Origin of the sequence: Asinibacterium sp. OR53 (assembly GCF_000515315.1) — a bacterium.
GTDB lineage: Bacteria > Bacteroidota > Bacteroidia > Chitinophagales > Chitinophagaceae > Sediminibacterium.
In genome coordinates, this window is the sequence record NZ_KI911562.1 from 196542 (window position 1) to 212064 (window position 15523).

Genomic DNA, 15523 nt, shown 5'->3' on the forward strand with positions numbered 1-15523 from the left:
TTTTATTTAAAATTTATTAAAGAAATTTGCTTACCACGAACTCATTCCGCCGTCAATAATTAAATTTTGACCAGTTGTATAAGATGATGCATCGCTAGACAAATATAAAATCCCCCCAATCATCTCTTCAACATTAGCCATCCGTTTCATTGGGCAACGAAATGCGTAATTGTTTAAAAAACCTGTTCCCTGAGGTGCCGCGGGATTGAAAATCCCTCCAGGAGAAAGCGTATTAACACGAATATTTCGATCAGCTAAGTGTACTGCAAAATATTTTGACATTTGGATAACCCCTGCTTTTGTAGCTCCATATATTTCGGAGTTTTTTCGATCACAATCAGTATAAATTCGAAAATCAGGGCTGATAACTCCATAAAAAGACCCAATATTCACAATTACAGCCGCCTTTTGAAAAATCTTATCAAACTTATTTACGAATGATTGGATACACCAAAAGGTTCCTTTTAAATTAACGTTCATTACCCAATCGATTTTTGCCTCTGTTCGTTCCTCAAAGGGCTCAAAAGTGCTTACTCCAGCGTTGTTAATAAGTATATCAATCTTTCCATACTTTTCATAAATATCTGAAAATATTTGATCAACCTGTTCCTGGTTGCTTATATCTGCTTCATAGTACTTGACAGTGGGTAAATTATTTTGAGTGGTTTTAACATCTACTCCAAATACCATACACCCTACATTGACAAAAGCTAAACATATTTCTTTCCCAAGTTGCCCGCAAGCTCCTGTTACTAAAACAGATTTACCAGAAAAATTAAAAAGTTTATTCAAATAGTTATCCATATTATAAAATTGCTTTTTTTAACTCACTAATTGCACTTACAAGTTCTTCAGTATTCTTATAATATTCAATAGTTAAGAATTCAATTCGAGGATATTTCTTTACTAGAAAATCAGTTTCATTCCATTCTTCATGATCGGGTAAATTATGTGCATCAAATGCCATTTTCTCATTTTTCCCCCATTTACAAATATGTAATTGAATGCATTCATTTAGCGGCAATTCATCTCGATATTTCTCATACGGTATTTTCATATTATGCGCAGATACATGAGCATGAGCAATATCAAATAAAAAATTAATGTTATTTTCTTTAACAATAGAAGTAATAAAATATGGCTCAGCAATATAATCATATGCAATAGAGGGGTAATAATTATTATTCTCTATAGCTATTGAAACATGCTCTCCCATTATTTCTCTTATTTTCTGAAAATTTGTTTTGGCATTCTCTTTTAGCTCATCGATAGAATACTTGTAACTTCCTGATACAAATATTCCGTTCTCAATGATAGGATCATGAAAACAAGAAGCCAGATGAAATGAAATAAGCTTAAGATTTGGCTTGTTTTTTTTAAGCTCTCCCACATATTCTAGCTCACTTTCTGTCCATCGATGTATTGGCTGCAAATCACAATGAAATAAGGCTTGTAGCGTAACATCCGTTTTTGGGGAATGATCTCTACATTCTAAAAAATCAGAATTTTCTGTTATTATAGAAGCAAATAATTCATTTTTAAATAAATGGGATATTGGAGTCGCAATACTAGGCATTATAGAAATTAAGTATATTTTCGCTTATATAATCTACTTCATCATAAGTAAGATCCGTAAACATTGGAAGACGAACTAAGCAGTCAGCCCATTTGTCAGCCTGTGATAATTCCCTTCCATCATGTTTATCCTTGTAATAGTTAGATTTATGTAATGACAAATAATGAAAAGTAGATTTAATTCCTTTACTTGATAAAGTCTTCATCAACTTTGTTCGTTCCTCAATATCTTCACATGTCAAGTAAAACATATGAGCATTATTAGTAGCATACTCAGGAATAATAGGTAATAAGTTTTCATTGCTTGCCCCGAGGTTGCTTAAATTGTTATAATATCTATTCCAGAGTGACCGCCTTTTCTGTTGAATATCTTCTTTTTTGTTTAACTGTGCCATTAGAAATGCCGCAATCAATTCCGACGCAAGAAAAGAGGACCCAATATCTACCCACCCATATTTATCAATTTCGCCTCTAAAAAACTGAGATCTGTTGGTTCCTTTCTCACGTATAATCTCAGCCCTCATTATATACTCGGGTCTATTAATTGCAAGCAATCCCCCTTCTCCTGAGGTTAAATTCTTTGTTTCATGAAATGAGAAAGTGGACAAGGCTCCTATAGTACCAAGGGGCTGATTCTTGTAATAAGAATCTATGGCCTGCGCTGCGTCTTCGATAACGATAAGATTATATTTTTCTGAAAGAGAATTGATTTTATCCATGTCGCACGACGCTCCTGCATAATGCATTGCCACAATTACTCTTGTTTTTTCAGTAATTAGTTCTTCAATTTTATTTACATCTATATTCGGTGTTATCCTTTCGCTATCTGCAAAAACTATTTTTGCCCCCCGAAGTGCAAATGCATTTGCTGTTGAAACAAATGTGTATGAAGGCATAATAATTTCGGATTGAGAATCAATATTCGCTAATAAAGCACACATTTCCAGGGCATCTGTACAAGATGTAGTTAACAAAGTTTTTTTAAATCCGTATTTATCCTCCATATATTTTTGGACACTTGCAGTATATTCGCCATCGCCGGCTAACTTCTTTAGTTCGATTACTCTTGCGATATTCTCAATTTCCTGTCCCGTAATATAGGGTTTATTAAAAGGGATTTCCATTAATGATATTTTCTTTGAACAGTATTAGTTAGAAATAACCAGATTCTATTTAACAATTCTATTTTGATAGTTGAGTGTGAGTATTATCCTTTATATACCACTCAAAAACTTTTTCTAGCCCCTCATAAAAATTTGTTTCAGGTTTATACCCAAGTAATTCGATTATTTTATTAATATCAGCTTTTGAATGTCGTACATCTCCATCCCTTTCTGCCTGATAAGTCAGTTGCACGTTCAGTTTTGATATATTTTTTAAACATTTAATAACCTGATTTAAAGAAATTTGCTCTCCGCACGCAACATTATATACCTGATTCATTGCTAATGGATTTTTTGAAAACAGTGCCAAGTCATTTGCTAGTATAACATTACTCACATATGTAAAATCTCTAGTAGTCTCCCCATCACCATTTATTACAACTGGCTTGCTTTCAAGAAATGCCTTACAAAATGTCGGAATAACAGCTGCATATGCCCCATTGGGGTCTTGACGGGGACCAAATACATTGAAGTATCTTAGTCCTATATAATTGAGTCCATAATTTCTATTAAAGGTATCGGCAAAAACTTCAGTAACATATTTAGTCACTGCATAGGGACTTAATGGCTTTCCTATTTGGCTTTCCACTTTAGGCAATTCCTTACTATCTCCATATGTAGATGAAGAACACGCTAATATAATTCTATCAACTTTATTTATATGACACGCATGCATTAGATTAACAGTTCCTAAAATATTAACCTCCGTCGTTTTCATAGGATTTTTTATCGAACGAGGAACGGAACCAAGAGCTGCCTGATGTGTTACTTTATCGATATCTTTTGTAATAGAAAGACACGTTTCATAATTACAAATATCCCCTTCTATAAATTCAAATTTTGGGTTTGAAAAAAAACTCTTTATGTTGTTAAAGTATCCAGTTGAAAAATTATCAATCACTCGAATCAATTCGATTCGTTCATCATTTATATATTTTTCAACTAAATTGGAGCCGATAAATCCAGCCCCGCCGGTAATTAATAATTTAACTTTATCTGTTATCATAACCCTCCATCTACTATATCAAGTGATAAAATACCTTTAACATCATAAACAACCGATTCCGTCTTTAAAAGATCTCGTATGTTTATTGATATAAAAGAGCTATGGCTAACTGCTAAAATTATTGCATCAAACTTTTTGTTATTAGGAATATCAATTTTAGTCATTATATCATATTCTCTCTTAACATCTTCTGGTTTTGCCCAAGGGTCAACTATTGTCAAGCTGACATTGTATGTTTTAAGCTCATTGATGATATCGATGACCCTTGTATTTCTAACGTCTGGACAATCTTCTTTAAAAGTAAACCCAAGTATCAGAATCTCTGCATCCTTTACTTTTATATTTTTTTTTATCATTAATTTAATAGTCTCATTAGCTACATATTTCCCCATCTCATCGTTTAGCCTCCTTCCAGCTAAAATTATTTCAGGATGATAACCTAATTCTTGTGCTTTTTGCGCTAAATAATAAGGATCCACTCCGATGCAATGTCCGCCAACCAACCCTGGTTTGAATTTTAGAAAGTTCCATTTTGTACCTGCTGCTTCTAAAACAGACTTAGTATCAATCTTTAATAAATTAAATATTTTAGAAAGTTCATTAACAAAAGCAATATTAATATCTCTTTGCGCATTCTCAATTACCTTAGCGGCCTCTGCGACTTTGATACTTTTGGCTTTATATGTTCCTGCAGTAATTATTGACTTGTATAACTGATCAACTATTTCTGCAGTTTCTGGTGTAGAACCAGAAGTCACTTTTAAAATTTTGGTTACTGTATGTTGTTTGTCGCCTGGATTAATTCGTTCGGGACTATAGCCAACAAAAATATCTTTATTTAATTTTAACCCACTGTTTTCTTCGAGCACAGGAACGCATTCTTCTTCAGTTACTCCAGGATAAACAGTAGATTCGTAAATTACAATATCTCCACTTTTCAAACATTTGCCTACTGTTTCGCTCGCCCTATATAGAGGAGTCAAATCAGGGTTGTTCCTTTTATCTATCGGGGTTGGCACAGTAATAATATAAATGTTACAAGATTTAATACTTTCAATCTCTGAAGAAAGTTCTAATCCTTTATTATTGACATTTTTCTGTTTTTCTTGTTGCTCAAATCCCAATAAAACATTTTGAAGGACATCATTTTCAACTTCTAAAGTATCATCAATACCAAGTTTCAAAGTATTGATTCTTTTTCTATTAATATCAAACCCAACGACTAAATATTTTTTTGCAAATTCAACTGCTAAAGGAAGTCCCACATATCCAAGGCCGATTACTGCTATTTTCTTTTCTGTCAAATTTATCTGCTCATTATTTCGCATAAATTACTTCATTATTATGATGTCTAAACAATTTTAATATCATAGAGAGCTATCCACTAACAATCAATTATTTAATTCCACCAACGTTTTAATATCAGTATCAGCATTGCTATTGAACTAAATATTAAAGTTCCGCTTATTGCAAATAAGATTTTGCTGGTCTTTTCTTTAAATAAAGGTAAGATAGGTGTGTCGATAACTTGTATTAATGGCGTGTCTTTACGTAATGTTACTTTTGCTAATTCTAAATTTTTTACTAACTCTGTCAATATGGCCACATTTGTCTGAACATCAATTTGTCTTTTTGTTGACGGTGTTTTGCGAACATTAAGCGCAGGATTAAGATTATATGTATTATCATTAGCTGCAGCTACACCAGTTATGGCATCATTTAATTCCCTACGTACTGAATCTGCTTGCCTTTCTAAGATTAAGACATTCATTTTAGATTTTCTACTTTTCGTATCAACATAAAAATCTGAAACCTCTTTTGCGAGAGCTTCAGCAAAAAGTTTAGAAAACAATTCATTTTCTGTTCGCACATCAATACTAATAATCGAGACCTTTTTATCTTTTTGTGCTACGCTAAGATTTTTTTTAATCAAGTTCGAATATATTATCCCTAATATACTGTCTTGTTGTAATGAAAATCTGTTCCTGTCTGAATTAGAAACGAACTTAATTTTTTCAGAAAACTCCGGTTTGCTTGATTCCCATCGCTTTCTCCATCCTTTCATCCGTATATACATTTCGGCTAAAGTGATCTCTTCGTCATTTATTCTTTCCTTAGTCAATAATGTTCTCTCAACTAATAATCTACTTTTCATTAGCTCACTCAAGTTTGAGCCACTGAAAGCTCCGCTTGTACCTGTTCCTAAATCAATGCCAAAAGTGCTTGCTAAGCTCAATGCCCCACTTAGACCTCCTCCGCTCTTTTCATCTTCTAATGCAAAACTCAAAGTAGCTGTATAATATGTTTTTTGAAGATATGCATACGTAAATCCTATAATAGCGCCAATAAAACTGCATAGTAAAATGATTTTCCACTTACTAATCAAAAAACGGAAATAGTCTTTAATGTTAGCAATTAATTCTTTAAACCCTACTTCATTTGAGAAACTATTTTGTGGCATATCCATTATCAATTTTTTATAACCTTAAAACTGCTATGACTACTCCTGCTAAACTTGCTAGAGCACTGGAAATACCAATAATCTCTCCAGTAGTTAGCGACTTCTTTTCAGCTTTTTTGGGAACTATTAATTCGCTACCAGGCAATACCTTGGGGTAAAATTTGACAAATAAAAAATGATTAGTTGTTGCTGCTTTACCGTTAGCATATACAATATATGTTCTCTTCCGCCAGGCATCCGCCGCATACCCTCCCGCATCACTAATATAATCCCTGACTGTGCTTTTTTTCTTAAAAGGCACTTGTGTTGCCATTAATACAGCACCAGTGATCTTCACTTGGCCATCGAATTTGGGTATATATAGCTCATCTTTAGATCGTAAAACTAAATCCTCCACTGAACCGGGGTTTTTCATAATTGATGCCATATCTAAAGGTATCTGATCATAATCACGTCTAATGTCCTGTAGCACTTGCTGTGCTTTAAGGCTATCTTTATCCTTTATATTTTTTTGCAACTTACGAGCAGTTTCTTCAGATTGTTGTCTTTCTATATCTGTTTTATATCGTTTAACATAAGCACCAGCGGGATTGGCATCCGGCGTATAACCGCCTGCTCTGCGCAAGACATCACTCACCCGTTCTATCCTGCTTATCAATGCATAAGGACCGGGGTATTGTATCTGACCACTTACTATTACTGATTCAGGTAAGGTATAACCCGCTTTGCGACGAATAGTAACTACATCAAAGGGTTGAATTGGAATATTGGCAGAAACACTACTCAAATCACCATTTATCTCGGTATTGATCACTACACTGGCACGATTATCCGTCGGGGCAACACTGTCCCTGCGTATCAATCGGGCAATTTCTATGTTCTTATACGCAGCATCAGTAAAACCACCAGCCTGCAGGATTAGATCTTTCAGAGTCAGTTGGTTGACATAATCATATTGCCCTGGAATGCGTATTTCGCCTTGTATAGTTACTTTAAAAGAGTCCCGCAGATCCTGCAAAGAACTAATCAGTACTTCATCTTCTCGCTTCAATATGGGATTATTCTCTCCATTTAATACTTTTCTTACGTCAAAAGAAACAATCGATCTAGTAAGATCATCTTCCAAACGTAGGATCTGCCCTCTGCCTGTATAAGCATCCTCTTTTAATCCGTCGGCTTTCTTGATTAAATCGGCCACATTCAAACCTGGTGTTAATTCATAAGCGTCTGGCCTGAAAACAGCACCAGATATTTTCACCCTGTTCTGAAAACGGTTGAGTATTTTAGACGCCACAAATACATCGCCCGTATGGGGTATATAATCATTGTACGCAATTGATTGTAAATCATGCACCTGCCTTTCAGTTTCGTTGCGTTGAAAAACTTTCACGGAAGCTTCGTAAGCCGAATCGGTAAAGCCGGACGCAAAAGCAACAATATCTGAAAACTTTTCAGATGGTAATACCTCAAAAATGCCAGGTCGTTTAAACTGCCCCTGCAACTGGATCCTGGTTTTATAAGGAGGTATACGGATGACATCATTGTCTTTTAATCCCACATTATCTGACTGATCTCCATGCAGCAAAAAACGATAAAGGTCTATCTTACGCTCTACTCGGTTATTTCGAACTAATTCTATTTCTCGGAAGCTACCAAAAGCGTTAGGACCACCACTGACAAACAGAGCATTGAATACAGTAGACAAGGAAGAAAGAGTAAAAATACCCGGTCTGTTGGCACCAATAATGATGACTTTGATACTGCGTATTTTACTGAGTGTAACTGATAATCTTGACCCACCTGATTTAAGATAAGGGTACACTGAATTACCCATAATAGTTTTGAGCTTTTGTGTAGCTACTTCAATAGTAAGTCCCGCTACCTTTACCTGTCCAACGTTGGGTATGGAAACAAATCCTTCAGTAGACACCAACAAATCTCCACTATACTCCTGTACTCCATACACAGATACCAATATTTGATCATCAGGACCTAACACATAATTCAATGGGGTAGCCAGCCTCAAATTGGGTTCAAAGCTGGGGGCAATGGAAGTATACAACTCAGAACCAAAGATCAAAGAATCGATCAGCGGTTTGGCGTGTTCATGGTATTTTTCGGTACTGAGCGAATCGGAACTGTTGTTAACTTTTTCGGCCGACACCAAATTTTGTGCTTTCAATCTGCCTGTTACTGGTGAAGCATTGCTTGTTCCTGAAATACGCGCTTTAAGCTTAGCAAATTCTGCAGGTGACATTCCCTTCGAAAGCGCCATTTGCTCTGCCTGGTCAATAGTCATACCCGAACTGCTTAACTGAGTTTTGAGCCTGACTATATCGGCATCACTCATTTGGTCTACCCGAATCTGACTGAGGTCCTTTCCTTTTAATAAGTCCTGGGCCTGAACTACTCCAACCGATAGTAACACAACAAGGGTCATTAAGAACCTGAAAAAACACTTGATATTTCTCTTCATTTACTTAACTGTAATTAACAATAACTGAAATTCCTATTCTCACTTATGATTTCCAATCGAAATCTTTTACCTGTTCATATACTTTCGTAATACCATTTGCTAATGTGATTTTTGCTTCCCAACCCAATTGTTTTAACTTACTCACATCCATCAATTTCCGCGGTGTACCGTCGGGTTTAGCAGTATCCCAAACAATGCTTCCCTGGTATCCTGTGTTTTTTTTAACCAGTTCTGCCAGGTCCTTAATGGTTAGATCGTCTCCAATACCAATATTCACCAACCCTGCTTCGTTGTACTGTTCCATTAAAAAAAGACAGGCATCGGCCAGGTCATCTACATATAAAAACTCGCGCCTGGGGCTGCCGGTGCCCCATAAAACCACCTGGGGATCATTATTTTTTTTTGCGGTGATGAATTTACGCAATAAGGCAGGTAACACATGAGATTTTTCCAGATCGTAATTGTCGTTCGGGCCGTATAGGTTGGTGGGCATGGCTGAAATGAAATTACACCCGTATTGAGCTCTGTACGCATCGCATAATTCAATACCCGCTATTTTGGCAATGGCATAGGGTTGGTTGGTAGGCTCTAAATACCCCGACAATATGGAATCTTCTTTTAAAGGTTGAGGGGCAAGCTTTGGATAGATACAAGAAGAACCCAGGAAGAGTAGCTTCGTAACTTTGTTCACATATGCAGCATGGATCACATTGCTTTCGATCATCAGGTTTTCATAAATGAATTCGGCGCGGTAGGTATTATTAGCTACAATGCCTCCTACTTTGGCTGCTGCCAGGAAAACATAATCAGGTTTTTCTTTGGCGAAAAAATCGTTTACTGCCTGCTGGTTGCGTAGGTCAAGTTCCTGGGAGGTACGTAATAAAAGATTATTGTAGCCCTCGGCTTCTAGTTTTCGTACGATGGCGCTGCCTACCATTCCGCGGTGGCCGGCTACGTATATTTTGGCGTTTTTTTGCACTTGGTTGAAGGCTTTGTGAGGCCCCTCGGCTACGCTCGGGGTGACGGGTTAAATTAACTTGCTCGCTACGCTCGCTCGAGATGACGGTCAAATATTATTCAAATTCGTTTTTGATGTCAAAGCCGCTATTTTTTAGTAGCTGGTCTTTTTCGAAAAGTTTGATATCGCTGGCTACCATTTCTTTAACCATTTCTTCCAGTGTGTATTGAGGTTGCCAGCCTAGCTTTTCTTTTGCTTTGGAAGCATCTCCTATTAAAAGATCTACTTCTGTAGGGCGATAATAACGGGGGTCTACTTTTACTACGATTTGTCCCATCGGTATTTTGTATTTGCCTTTACAGGCCACCACTTTGGCTATCTCATGTTTTGCTTTTCCTTCGAATGACAGCTCCACACCTGCTTCAGCAAATGCCATGCTTACGAAATCGCGGATTCGGGTGGTAATCCCTGTTGCCAACACAAAATCTTCTGGTTGATCATGTTGCAATATGCGCCACATACCCTCTACATAGTCTTTGGCATGCCCCCAATCACGCTGGGCATCGAGGTTACCCAGATATAAGGTATCCTGCAAACCCAGTATTATTTTGGCAACGGCGCGAGTAATTTTACGGGTTACAAAAGTTTCGCCGCGTAACGGAGACTCGTGATTGAATAAAATTCCATTGCAAGCAAACATGCCATAAGCTTCCCGGTAATTCACCGTGATCCAATACGCGTATAATTTGGCCACCGCATACGGAGAACGCGGATAAAAAGGAGTTGTTTCACTTTGCGGAACAGCTTGCACCAAGCCATATAGTTCAGAAGTTGACGCCTGGTACACCTTTGTTTTCTTAATCAATCCTAATAACCGAACAGCTTCCAATATGCGCAAAGTGCCTATACCATCGGCATTGGCGGTGTATTCAGGTGTTTCAAAACTCACATGCACATGGCTCATGGCTGCCAGGTTATAAATCTCATCTGGTTGAACTTCCTGAATAATACGGATCAGGTTCGTTGAATCTGTAAGATCGCCATAATGCAGGATCAAGTGTTTATGCGGTACATGCGGATCCTCATAGAACGGGTCAATTCTTGCTGTATTGAAAAGTGAACTTCTCCGCTTGATACCATGCACTTCATATCCTTTTTTCAATAAAAGCTCAGTCAAATAAGCTCCATCTTGCCCTGTAATACCTGTAATTAAAGCTTTTTTCATCAAACTGCTATGTTTCAATTAAATTGATTACTACACCCAGGTCTTTTAACTGCTCTTCGCCAAACTCATTCTCTGCAAAAACGGCCACCCGAATTTTTTTACCGATCATGGGTTCTACCCGGTCTATCAATTGGTGTAAATAGGTTTTATCTACATCGCCCACCAGCACCAGGTCTATTACATTGGAATTCTTACCCTCAGCCAGGCCACCAGTAAGATACACTTTCCGGAGATTACCAAGCTTCTTCACTACTTTCTCGAGTATCTGGTCGAGCCCCACGTGCTGCAAAATGATGGAACGCAGCGAAGTATACAATGGGTGATCAGTATTTACCGAATAATGCTTCACCTTGGTTTGTGCATCATTATTATCTGCTTCAATCAGGTGCATCTCCGATAACTTGGCCAGCTCCAGCCGAACGGTATTGCTGCTCACATCGAGCTCGCGCTCCAGTCCACGCAAATACACTTTGGCCGCCGGGTTGAGCAGCAGCTTGGTGAGTAAACGGATACGGATTTTACCGGTGAAAAGCTGGTCTAACAAGGTGAAACGTAGGTGATAAAACGGCTTCGCCACCCTCACCCCCAAAGATTAGGGAGCCAGGTGATACAAAATTGAGTAGCTAAAGTAAAGCATTTCCGGAAAACTAATATTAAGGAATCCTGAATATTTTATTATTTGTTCTATATAGTTTAATCATTCTTCTATCCATTCAACATTATTTGAGAACGAAAAACATTTTTATTGATCTCAACGGATTAATTGATGACTGAAAAAACATACCGGACCCCGCCAGATAACTATCCGGTGGAAAAAAATAGTGCACGGACGCCGCCAAATAACTATTTCTTCCGGAAAATATAATCCCAATACCGGAGATTACAGAAAGGCAGCACAATCCCCATCATAATCCCCATGCCCGTGGTGATCATGAGCAGATGCGCGATCGCATCCCACCGGAAAACGCCGTATTCCCCCCAAAGCGTGCCGGAAAGATGGCCCATCGCGAGCAACCAAATGGCGGTAGCATACACCGCCAGCCAGTGCACCCTATTGCGCAAGGGCAGGGGCAGGCCGGTAAAAGCGCTCGTGATGATGAAACGCCTCATCCTGTTAAGCAAAACCAGTATAAACCATTCAATCAATAACAGGTACACCTGCATAACACCCCGCTCATCGAGGTAAGCCGGCAGGGCCTCGGGCACCAGCTTGTGCATACCATAGCGCATTACCCGGTACATGATCCTGGCCGCTATGGTCATAATAGCCAGGATACCGGTGAATAGCAACCAATACCTGAAAAGCATAAAAAAGCGTTTGATTTTTGTAAATATAAATTAATATCATTATATTCATGTCACCTAAATTACTGCCTTATGGAAAAAAACCACACCCTCTCTACTGTTAATCGTATGCTCATCAGGTTCGTGACAGACGAAAACGCCCACCAACACTTAAGCAACGAAGCGCAGGAAGAAATGCTGAAAGAAACGGAAAAGCTGTCTGCACACTGGCTGCTGCATGCCTACAGGAAAACAAAGAAAGCTTCACTGGATACACTAGTGCAGCTAACGCAGAAAGTGGCCGTATACCTGATGGACCAACTGTTTGACAAAGACAGCCAGCTGCTTTCGGGCTTCAGCGTGATCATGCAGCGCAACCTGCTTCGCTTCCTTGACTTCTTACAGACGCAGTTTAAAAACCATTTTGATTTCGATGCCCCCCTGCCTAAACTGACCTGGGAACAAATGCGGGAAAAGATAGTATCGGGGCTGGAGCCCTGCAAAAAGTACGGCCTGCGGGATACAGATGCGGCCCTGGTAGAGATATTGTACAAACACTGTTCAGCCCTGTCAGGCGGCAAGAGCCAGCCCAGCTTTAAGCAGGGATTTTACTGGATGAAACTAACGGAAATCATTGGCTTCCAGGTAGTCCCTACTAACCAGGCTACCTTGCGCACCATCTATACATTGATCTCCTGTAATTTCAACAGCGCCGACTTTGTACAATATGTGATACAAACCTACGGCCAAGCCCTGCCTGCCGAAACAGACGCCACAGATTACTGGGCAGAACACATACGGCTCATCAACGGGATAGCAGAAGAGCCGGGTATGATCATGGATCCGCTGATGCCCGGCTGCAAAACCATGCTGTTCACCGCTATGGACAAACTGATACAGTCTTACCGGTACTCGCAGCATACAGAGCGCCTGAACCTGGCCGTGCTGAACCTGCCTACCGCCCTGAATGGGGCGGAACTGGCTTTGTGGCAGCGCCTGGAGATAGAAGCCAAAATGAAGCCTGTTGACATTATACGCGACCATTTGCGCAAAATAGCCCAGGTATACGGCACAGACAGTAAGCCCCTCAACGATGGATACCTGTATGAGAAATACTATAAGATCGATGCCTCTACGAAAAGACACCTGATGGACTACCTGTCGGAGATGCGCGCCATCCTGGCCCGCTTAACAAACTGATCTTCCCGGCCCGGCATAAAGATAATTATTTGTTCTATGAGCTGCTAACCAGTTGGTTAGCAGCTGCCATATGGTAGGTATGGTATAAAACCGGCGGCCAGCCGCTATAGCTTTGTTTTTGTTGATGAACCACCGGTGGGCCCGACTGCAGCGGGCAGGTCAACACAAACCAATTTAATCATTTCTAAAAACAAAGAACATGAAAGTATTTGCACCATACCTGCCTGTACCGGACGGAAACCTGGCCATCTGGGCAAGCACGTATAAAGAAAAACTGGGACAGCTGGGCGGCAGCCTCGGACTTACCGAACCCGAAATAGCCGAACAGCAAACATCGGCCCAGGCAGTGATCGACAGCATCAACAGAGCCGACCTGAGAAAGGTGGAGCTGAAAGAAGCGATCGCAGCCAAGGAAGAGGTCAGGATGCGCCAGCTGGTCAGCATCCGGAATATGGTCGTCCGCATCAAGCGCTCACCGCTTTACACCGTGAGCATGGGTAAAGAGCTGAACATCATCAGCTCCGGGCAACTGGTAGATGCCAGCAACCTCAAGCCTGTGATCAACGCAATAGCCTTCCCAGGCTATGTAAGCATCTCGGTTAGAAAACAGCGCAGTTTCGGCATCAGTATCTATACCCGGTTAAAAGGCCAGCAAGAATGGCAACACCTGGGTTTGGCCAAATCCGGACCCGTACTGGACGACAACCCGCTGATGGAAACGGATGTACCCGAGATGCGGGAATACATGGCCCGTTGCTACGACGGACTCGAAGAAGTAGGGCATGCCAGTAATATTGCCGTTGCTGTCTTTGGAGGGTAATGTAACGGATGGTAATGAAAAGGGCTGCCCACCAGGGCGGCCTTTTTTTGTGGCGTCATCACACCTCACCCGGTTTTACATCATGGTTTTTGTCTTTGTATGCTACCGGCGGCTCATTCAGGATCATTCCCAAATTACTATACAGCACTTCATGCTGGGCTTCAATGTTATGGTGAAAACTTTCGGGCAGGCGTGCCCAGTCAAACAGCTCTACCACAATGGGTATATGGCAAAAATTGCCAACAAACTTTCTTTGTCTTTATTCCTTAGAATCATTGTTTTGCTGATTAATGGCTTCCGTCAACAGTTTGGCTTTTAACAATAACCCATATGCCTTTTCCAGTGTGCCGATGCAACGTTCATAATAGGTAGTATCTATTTTCATACTGATTTTAATCGCAATGTCCGATTCTAATTTCGATCATTCAAATTTAAAACTTGAAACGACTATTTACCTCTTGTATTAAACTTTTTTCACCTTTTCCAATATGAATGGCTCAATGCCCATTTAAGGCTTACCACCATAGCTTCAGCGAAGGTGGCGAGCTTTTTACTTTTGAAAACAGTATATTTGTATATGTCAACGCGGCAAACCTACGATATCATCAAATCGACCGTCCATTCCTTTTTGCCGGATGCGCGAATTTTATTGTTTGGCTCCAGAGCAAGGAATACGTTCAATGATCAAAGCGATTACGATCTCCTGATTGTCACCAACGACACCCTTGCCCCACGCGTAAAAATGAATTGGGAGAGTAAGATCCGAAAAGCATTGATTCAAACCCTCAATGCCCCTTTTGATGTAATTCTGCAAAGCAATCGTGAGGTTCAGGAAAAAAAGAACCTCATTGGACATATTGTCTATTATGCCTATAAAGATGCCCGGGAAATATGAGCTCCGCATCTGAAAAATACCTTTCCCAATGGCTTGAAAAAGCCGGGCATGATTTACTGGCAGCCAGGTTGATACTGGATCATAATCCTATCATATTGGACATTGCTTGCTTTCATTGCCAACAGGCAGTGGAAAAATATCTAAAAGCATTTCTTGTATTTAAAAATGAAGCGTTTCCCCAAACGCATAACCTTGATCTTCTTTTACAATTATGCCGTAAACACGATAACAATTTTGATGATATCGATCTGAAAAACCTGGAAGATTTCGCTGTAAGGGGAAGATATCCCCACGATTTCATTTCCCCGGAACCCGAGGAAAGCGAGTTATTCTATCAAGATGCTGTTATTGTTAAAACAATTGTCTCAAAGAAAATCCAGGAAAAATATCCGGCCATCCAGGGTTGACATTCCAGTTGTCAAAGGGTCGAGAACCGGCAGATGAAAACTACATTAAATAC

The 15523-nt window shown here is 39.6% G+C and carries 17 protein-coding genes; 4 read left to right on the forward strand and 13 right to left on the reverse strand.

Annotated elements, in window-relative coordinates; translation table 11 throughout:
* Positions 1 to 30: 30 nt before the first annotated feature.
* The 11 genes from SEDOR53_RS0100885 to SEDOR53_RS0100935 form a co-directional block, all read right to left on the reverse strand.
* On the reverse strand, positions 31 to 804 hold the full coding sequence (locus SEDOR53_RS0100885; RefSeq protein ID WP_037360275.1) for an SDR family oxidoreductase: 774 nt from the start codon (positions 802 to 804) through the stop codon (positions 31 to 33).
* 1 nt (position 805) lies between these two features.
* On the reverse strand, positions 806 to 1576 hold the full coding sequence (locus SEDOR53_RS0100890) for a DUF692 family multinuclear iron-containing protein (RefSeq protein ID WP_026768015.1): 771 nt from the start codon (positions 1574 to 1576) through the stop codon (positions 806 to 808).
* A complete protein-coding gene (gene rffA / locus SEDOR53_RS0100895) occupies positions 1569 to 2699 on the reverse strand; it encodes a dTDP-4-amino-4,6-dideoxygalactose transaminase (protein WP_037360278.1) in 1131 nt (376 codons plus the stop codon). Before rffA ends, SEDOR53_RS0100890 begins: the two co-directional genes overlap by 8 nt.
* Before the next feature lie 58 nt (positions 2700 to 2757).
* On the reverse strand, positions 2758 to 3744 hold the full coding sequence (locus tag SEDOR53_RS0100900; RefSeq protein WP_026768017.1) for an SDR family oxidoreductase: 987 nt from the start codon (positions 3742 to 3744) through the stop codon (positions 2758 to 2760).
* A complete protein-coding gene (locus SEDOR53_RS0100905) occupies positions 3741 to 5072 on the reverse strand; it encodes a nucleotide sugar dehydrogenase (protein ID WP_051416427.1) in 1332 nt (443 codons plus the stop codon). Before SEDOR53_RS0100905 ends, SEDOR53_RS0100900 begins: the two co-directional genes overlap by 4 nt.
* 71 nt (positions 5073 to 5143) lie before the next feature.
* On the reverse strand, positions 5144 to 6211 hold the full coding sequence (locus SEDOR53_RS0100910) for a Wzz/FepE/Etk N-terminal domain-containing protein (RefSeq protein ID WP_026768019.1): 1068 nt from the start codon (positions 6209 to 6211) through the stop codon (positions 5144 to 5146).
* A gap of 10 nt (positions 6212 to 6221) precedes the next feature.
* Positions 6222 to 8681 (reverse strand): SLBB domain-containing protein, encoded by a 2460-nt coding sequence (locus SEDOR53_RS0100915; RefSeq protein ID WP_026768020.1) that lies wholly within the window; start codon positions 8679 to 8681, stop codon positions 6222 to 6224.
* 43 nt (positions 8682 to 8724) lie between these two features.
* Positions 8725 to 9660 carry a GDP-L-fucose synthase gene (locus SEDOR53_RS0100920; protein ID WP_026768021.1) on the reverse strand — a complete coding sequence of 312 codons (936 nt, stop codon included), beginning with the start codon at positions 9658 to 9660 and terminating at the stop codon, positions 8725 to 8727.
* 94 nt (positions 9661 to 9754) lie between these two features.
* Positions 9755 to 10864 carry a GDP-mannose 4,6-dehydratase gene (gmd, locus tag SEDOR53_RS0100925; protein WP_026768022.1) on the reverse strand — a complete coding sequence of 370 codons (1110 nt, stop codon included), beginning with the start codon at positions 10862 to 10864 and terminating at the stop codon, positions 9755 to 9757.
* A gap of 7 nt (positions 10865 to 10871) precedes the next feature.
* Complete coding sequence (locus SEDOR53_RS0100930) at positions 10872 to 11408, reverse strand: hypothetical protein (protein WP_026768023.1); 537 nt, start codon at positions 11406 to 11408, stop codon at positions 10872 to 10874.
* A 299-nt stretch (positions 11409 to 11707) separates the two neighbouring features.
* Positions 11708 to 12172, reverse strand: a complete 465-nt coding sequence (locus SEDOR53_RS0100935; RefSeq protein ID WP_026768024.1) for a hypothetical protein — start codon at positions 12170 to 12172, stop codon at positions 11708 to 11710.
* A 69-nt stretch (positions 12173 to 12241) separates the two neighbouring features.
* Between SEDOR53_RS0100935 and SEDOR53_RS0100940 the strand changes: the two genes are divergently transcribed.
* Both SEDOR53_RS0100940 and SEDOR53_RS0100945 read left to right on the forward strand, forming a co-directional pair.
* Complete coding sequence (locus SEDOR53_RS0100940; RefSeq protein WP_026768025.1) at positions 12242 to 13348, forward strand: hypothetical protein; 1107 nt, start codon at positions 12242 to 12244, stop codon at positions 13346 to 13348.
* Positions 13349 to 13547: 199 nt separating this feature from the next.
* Entirely contained in the window at positions 13548 to 14168 is a 621-nt protein-coding gene (locus SEDOR53_RS0100945) for a hypothetical protein (protein ID WP_026768026.1), read from the forward strand.
* Between the two features lie 58 nt (positions 14169 to 14226).
* On the opposite strand, the gene SEDOR53_RS18965 is transcribed toward SEDOR53_RS0100945, so the two are convergent.
* Positions 14227 to 14385 carry a hypothetical protein gene (locus tag SEDOR53_RS18965; protein ID WP_157576651.1) on the reverse strand — a complete coding sequence of 53 codons (159 nt, stop codon included), beginning with the start codon at positions 14383 to 14385 and terminating at the stop codon, positions 14227 to 14229.
* A 42-nt stretch (positions 14386 to 14427) separates the two neighbouring features.
* Positions 14428 to 14553: a hypothetical protein gene (locus SEDOR53_RS19360; protein ID WP_255346336.1), complete on the reverse strand. Its 126-nt coding sequence runs from the start codon at positions 14551 to 14553 to the stop codon at positions 14428 to 14430.
* A gap of 192 nt (positions 14554 to 14745) precedes the next feature.
* On the opposite strand from SEDOR53_RS19360, the gene SEDOR53_RS0100960 reads away from it, so the two are divergent.
* Both SEDOR53_RS0100960 and SEDOR53_RS16725 read left to right on the forward strand, forming a co-directional pair.
* Positions 14746 to 15063, forward strand: coding sequence for a nucleotidyltransferase domain-containing protein (locus SEDOR53_RS0100960; RefSeq protein WP_026768027.1), 318 nt, complete (start codon positions 14746 to 14748; stop codon positions 15061 to 15063).
* A complete protein-coding gene (locus SEDOR53_RS16725) occupies positions 15060 to 15470 on the forward strand; it encodes a HEPN domain-containing protein (protein WP_037360285.1) in 411 nt (136 codons plus the stop codon). The genes SEDOR53_RS0100960 and SEDOR53_RS16725 overlap by 4 nt, the downstream gene beginning before the upstream one ends.
* Positions 15471 to 15523 lie beyond the last annotated feature (53 nt).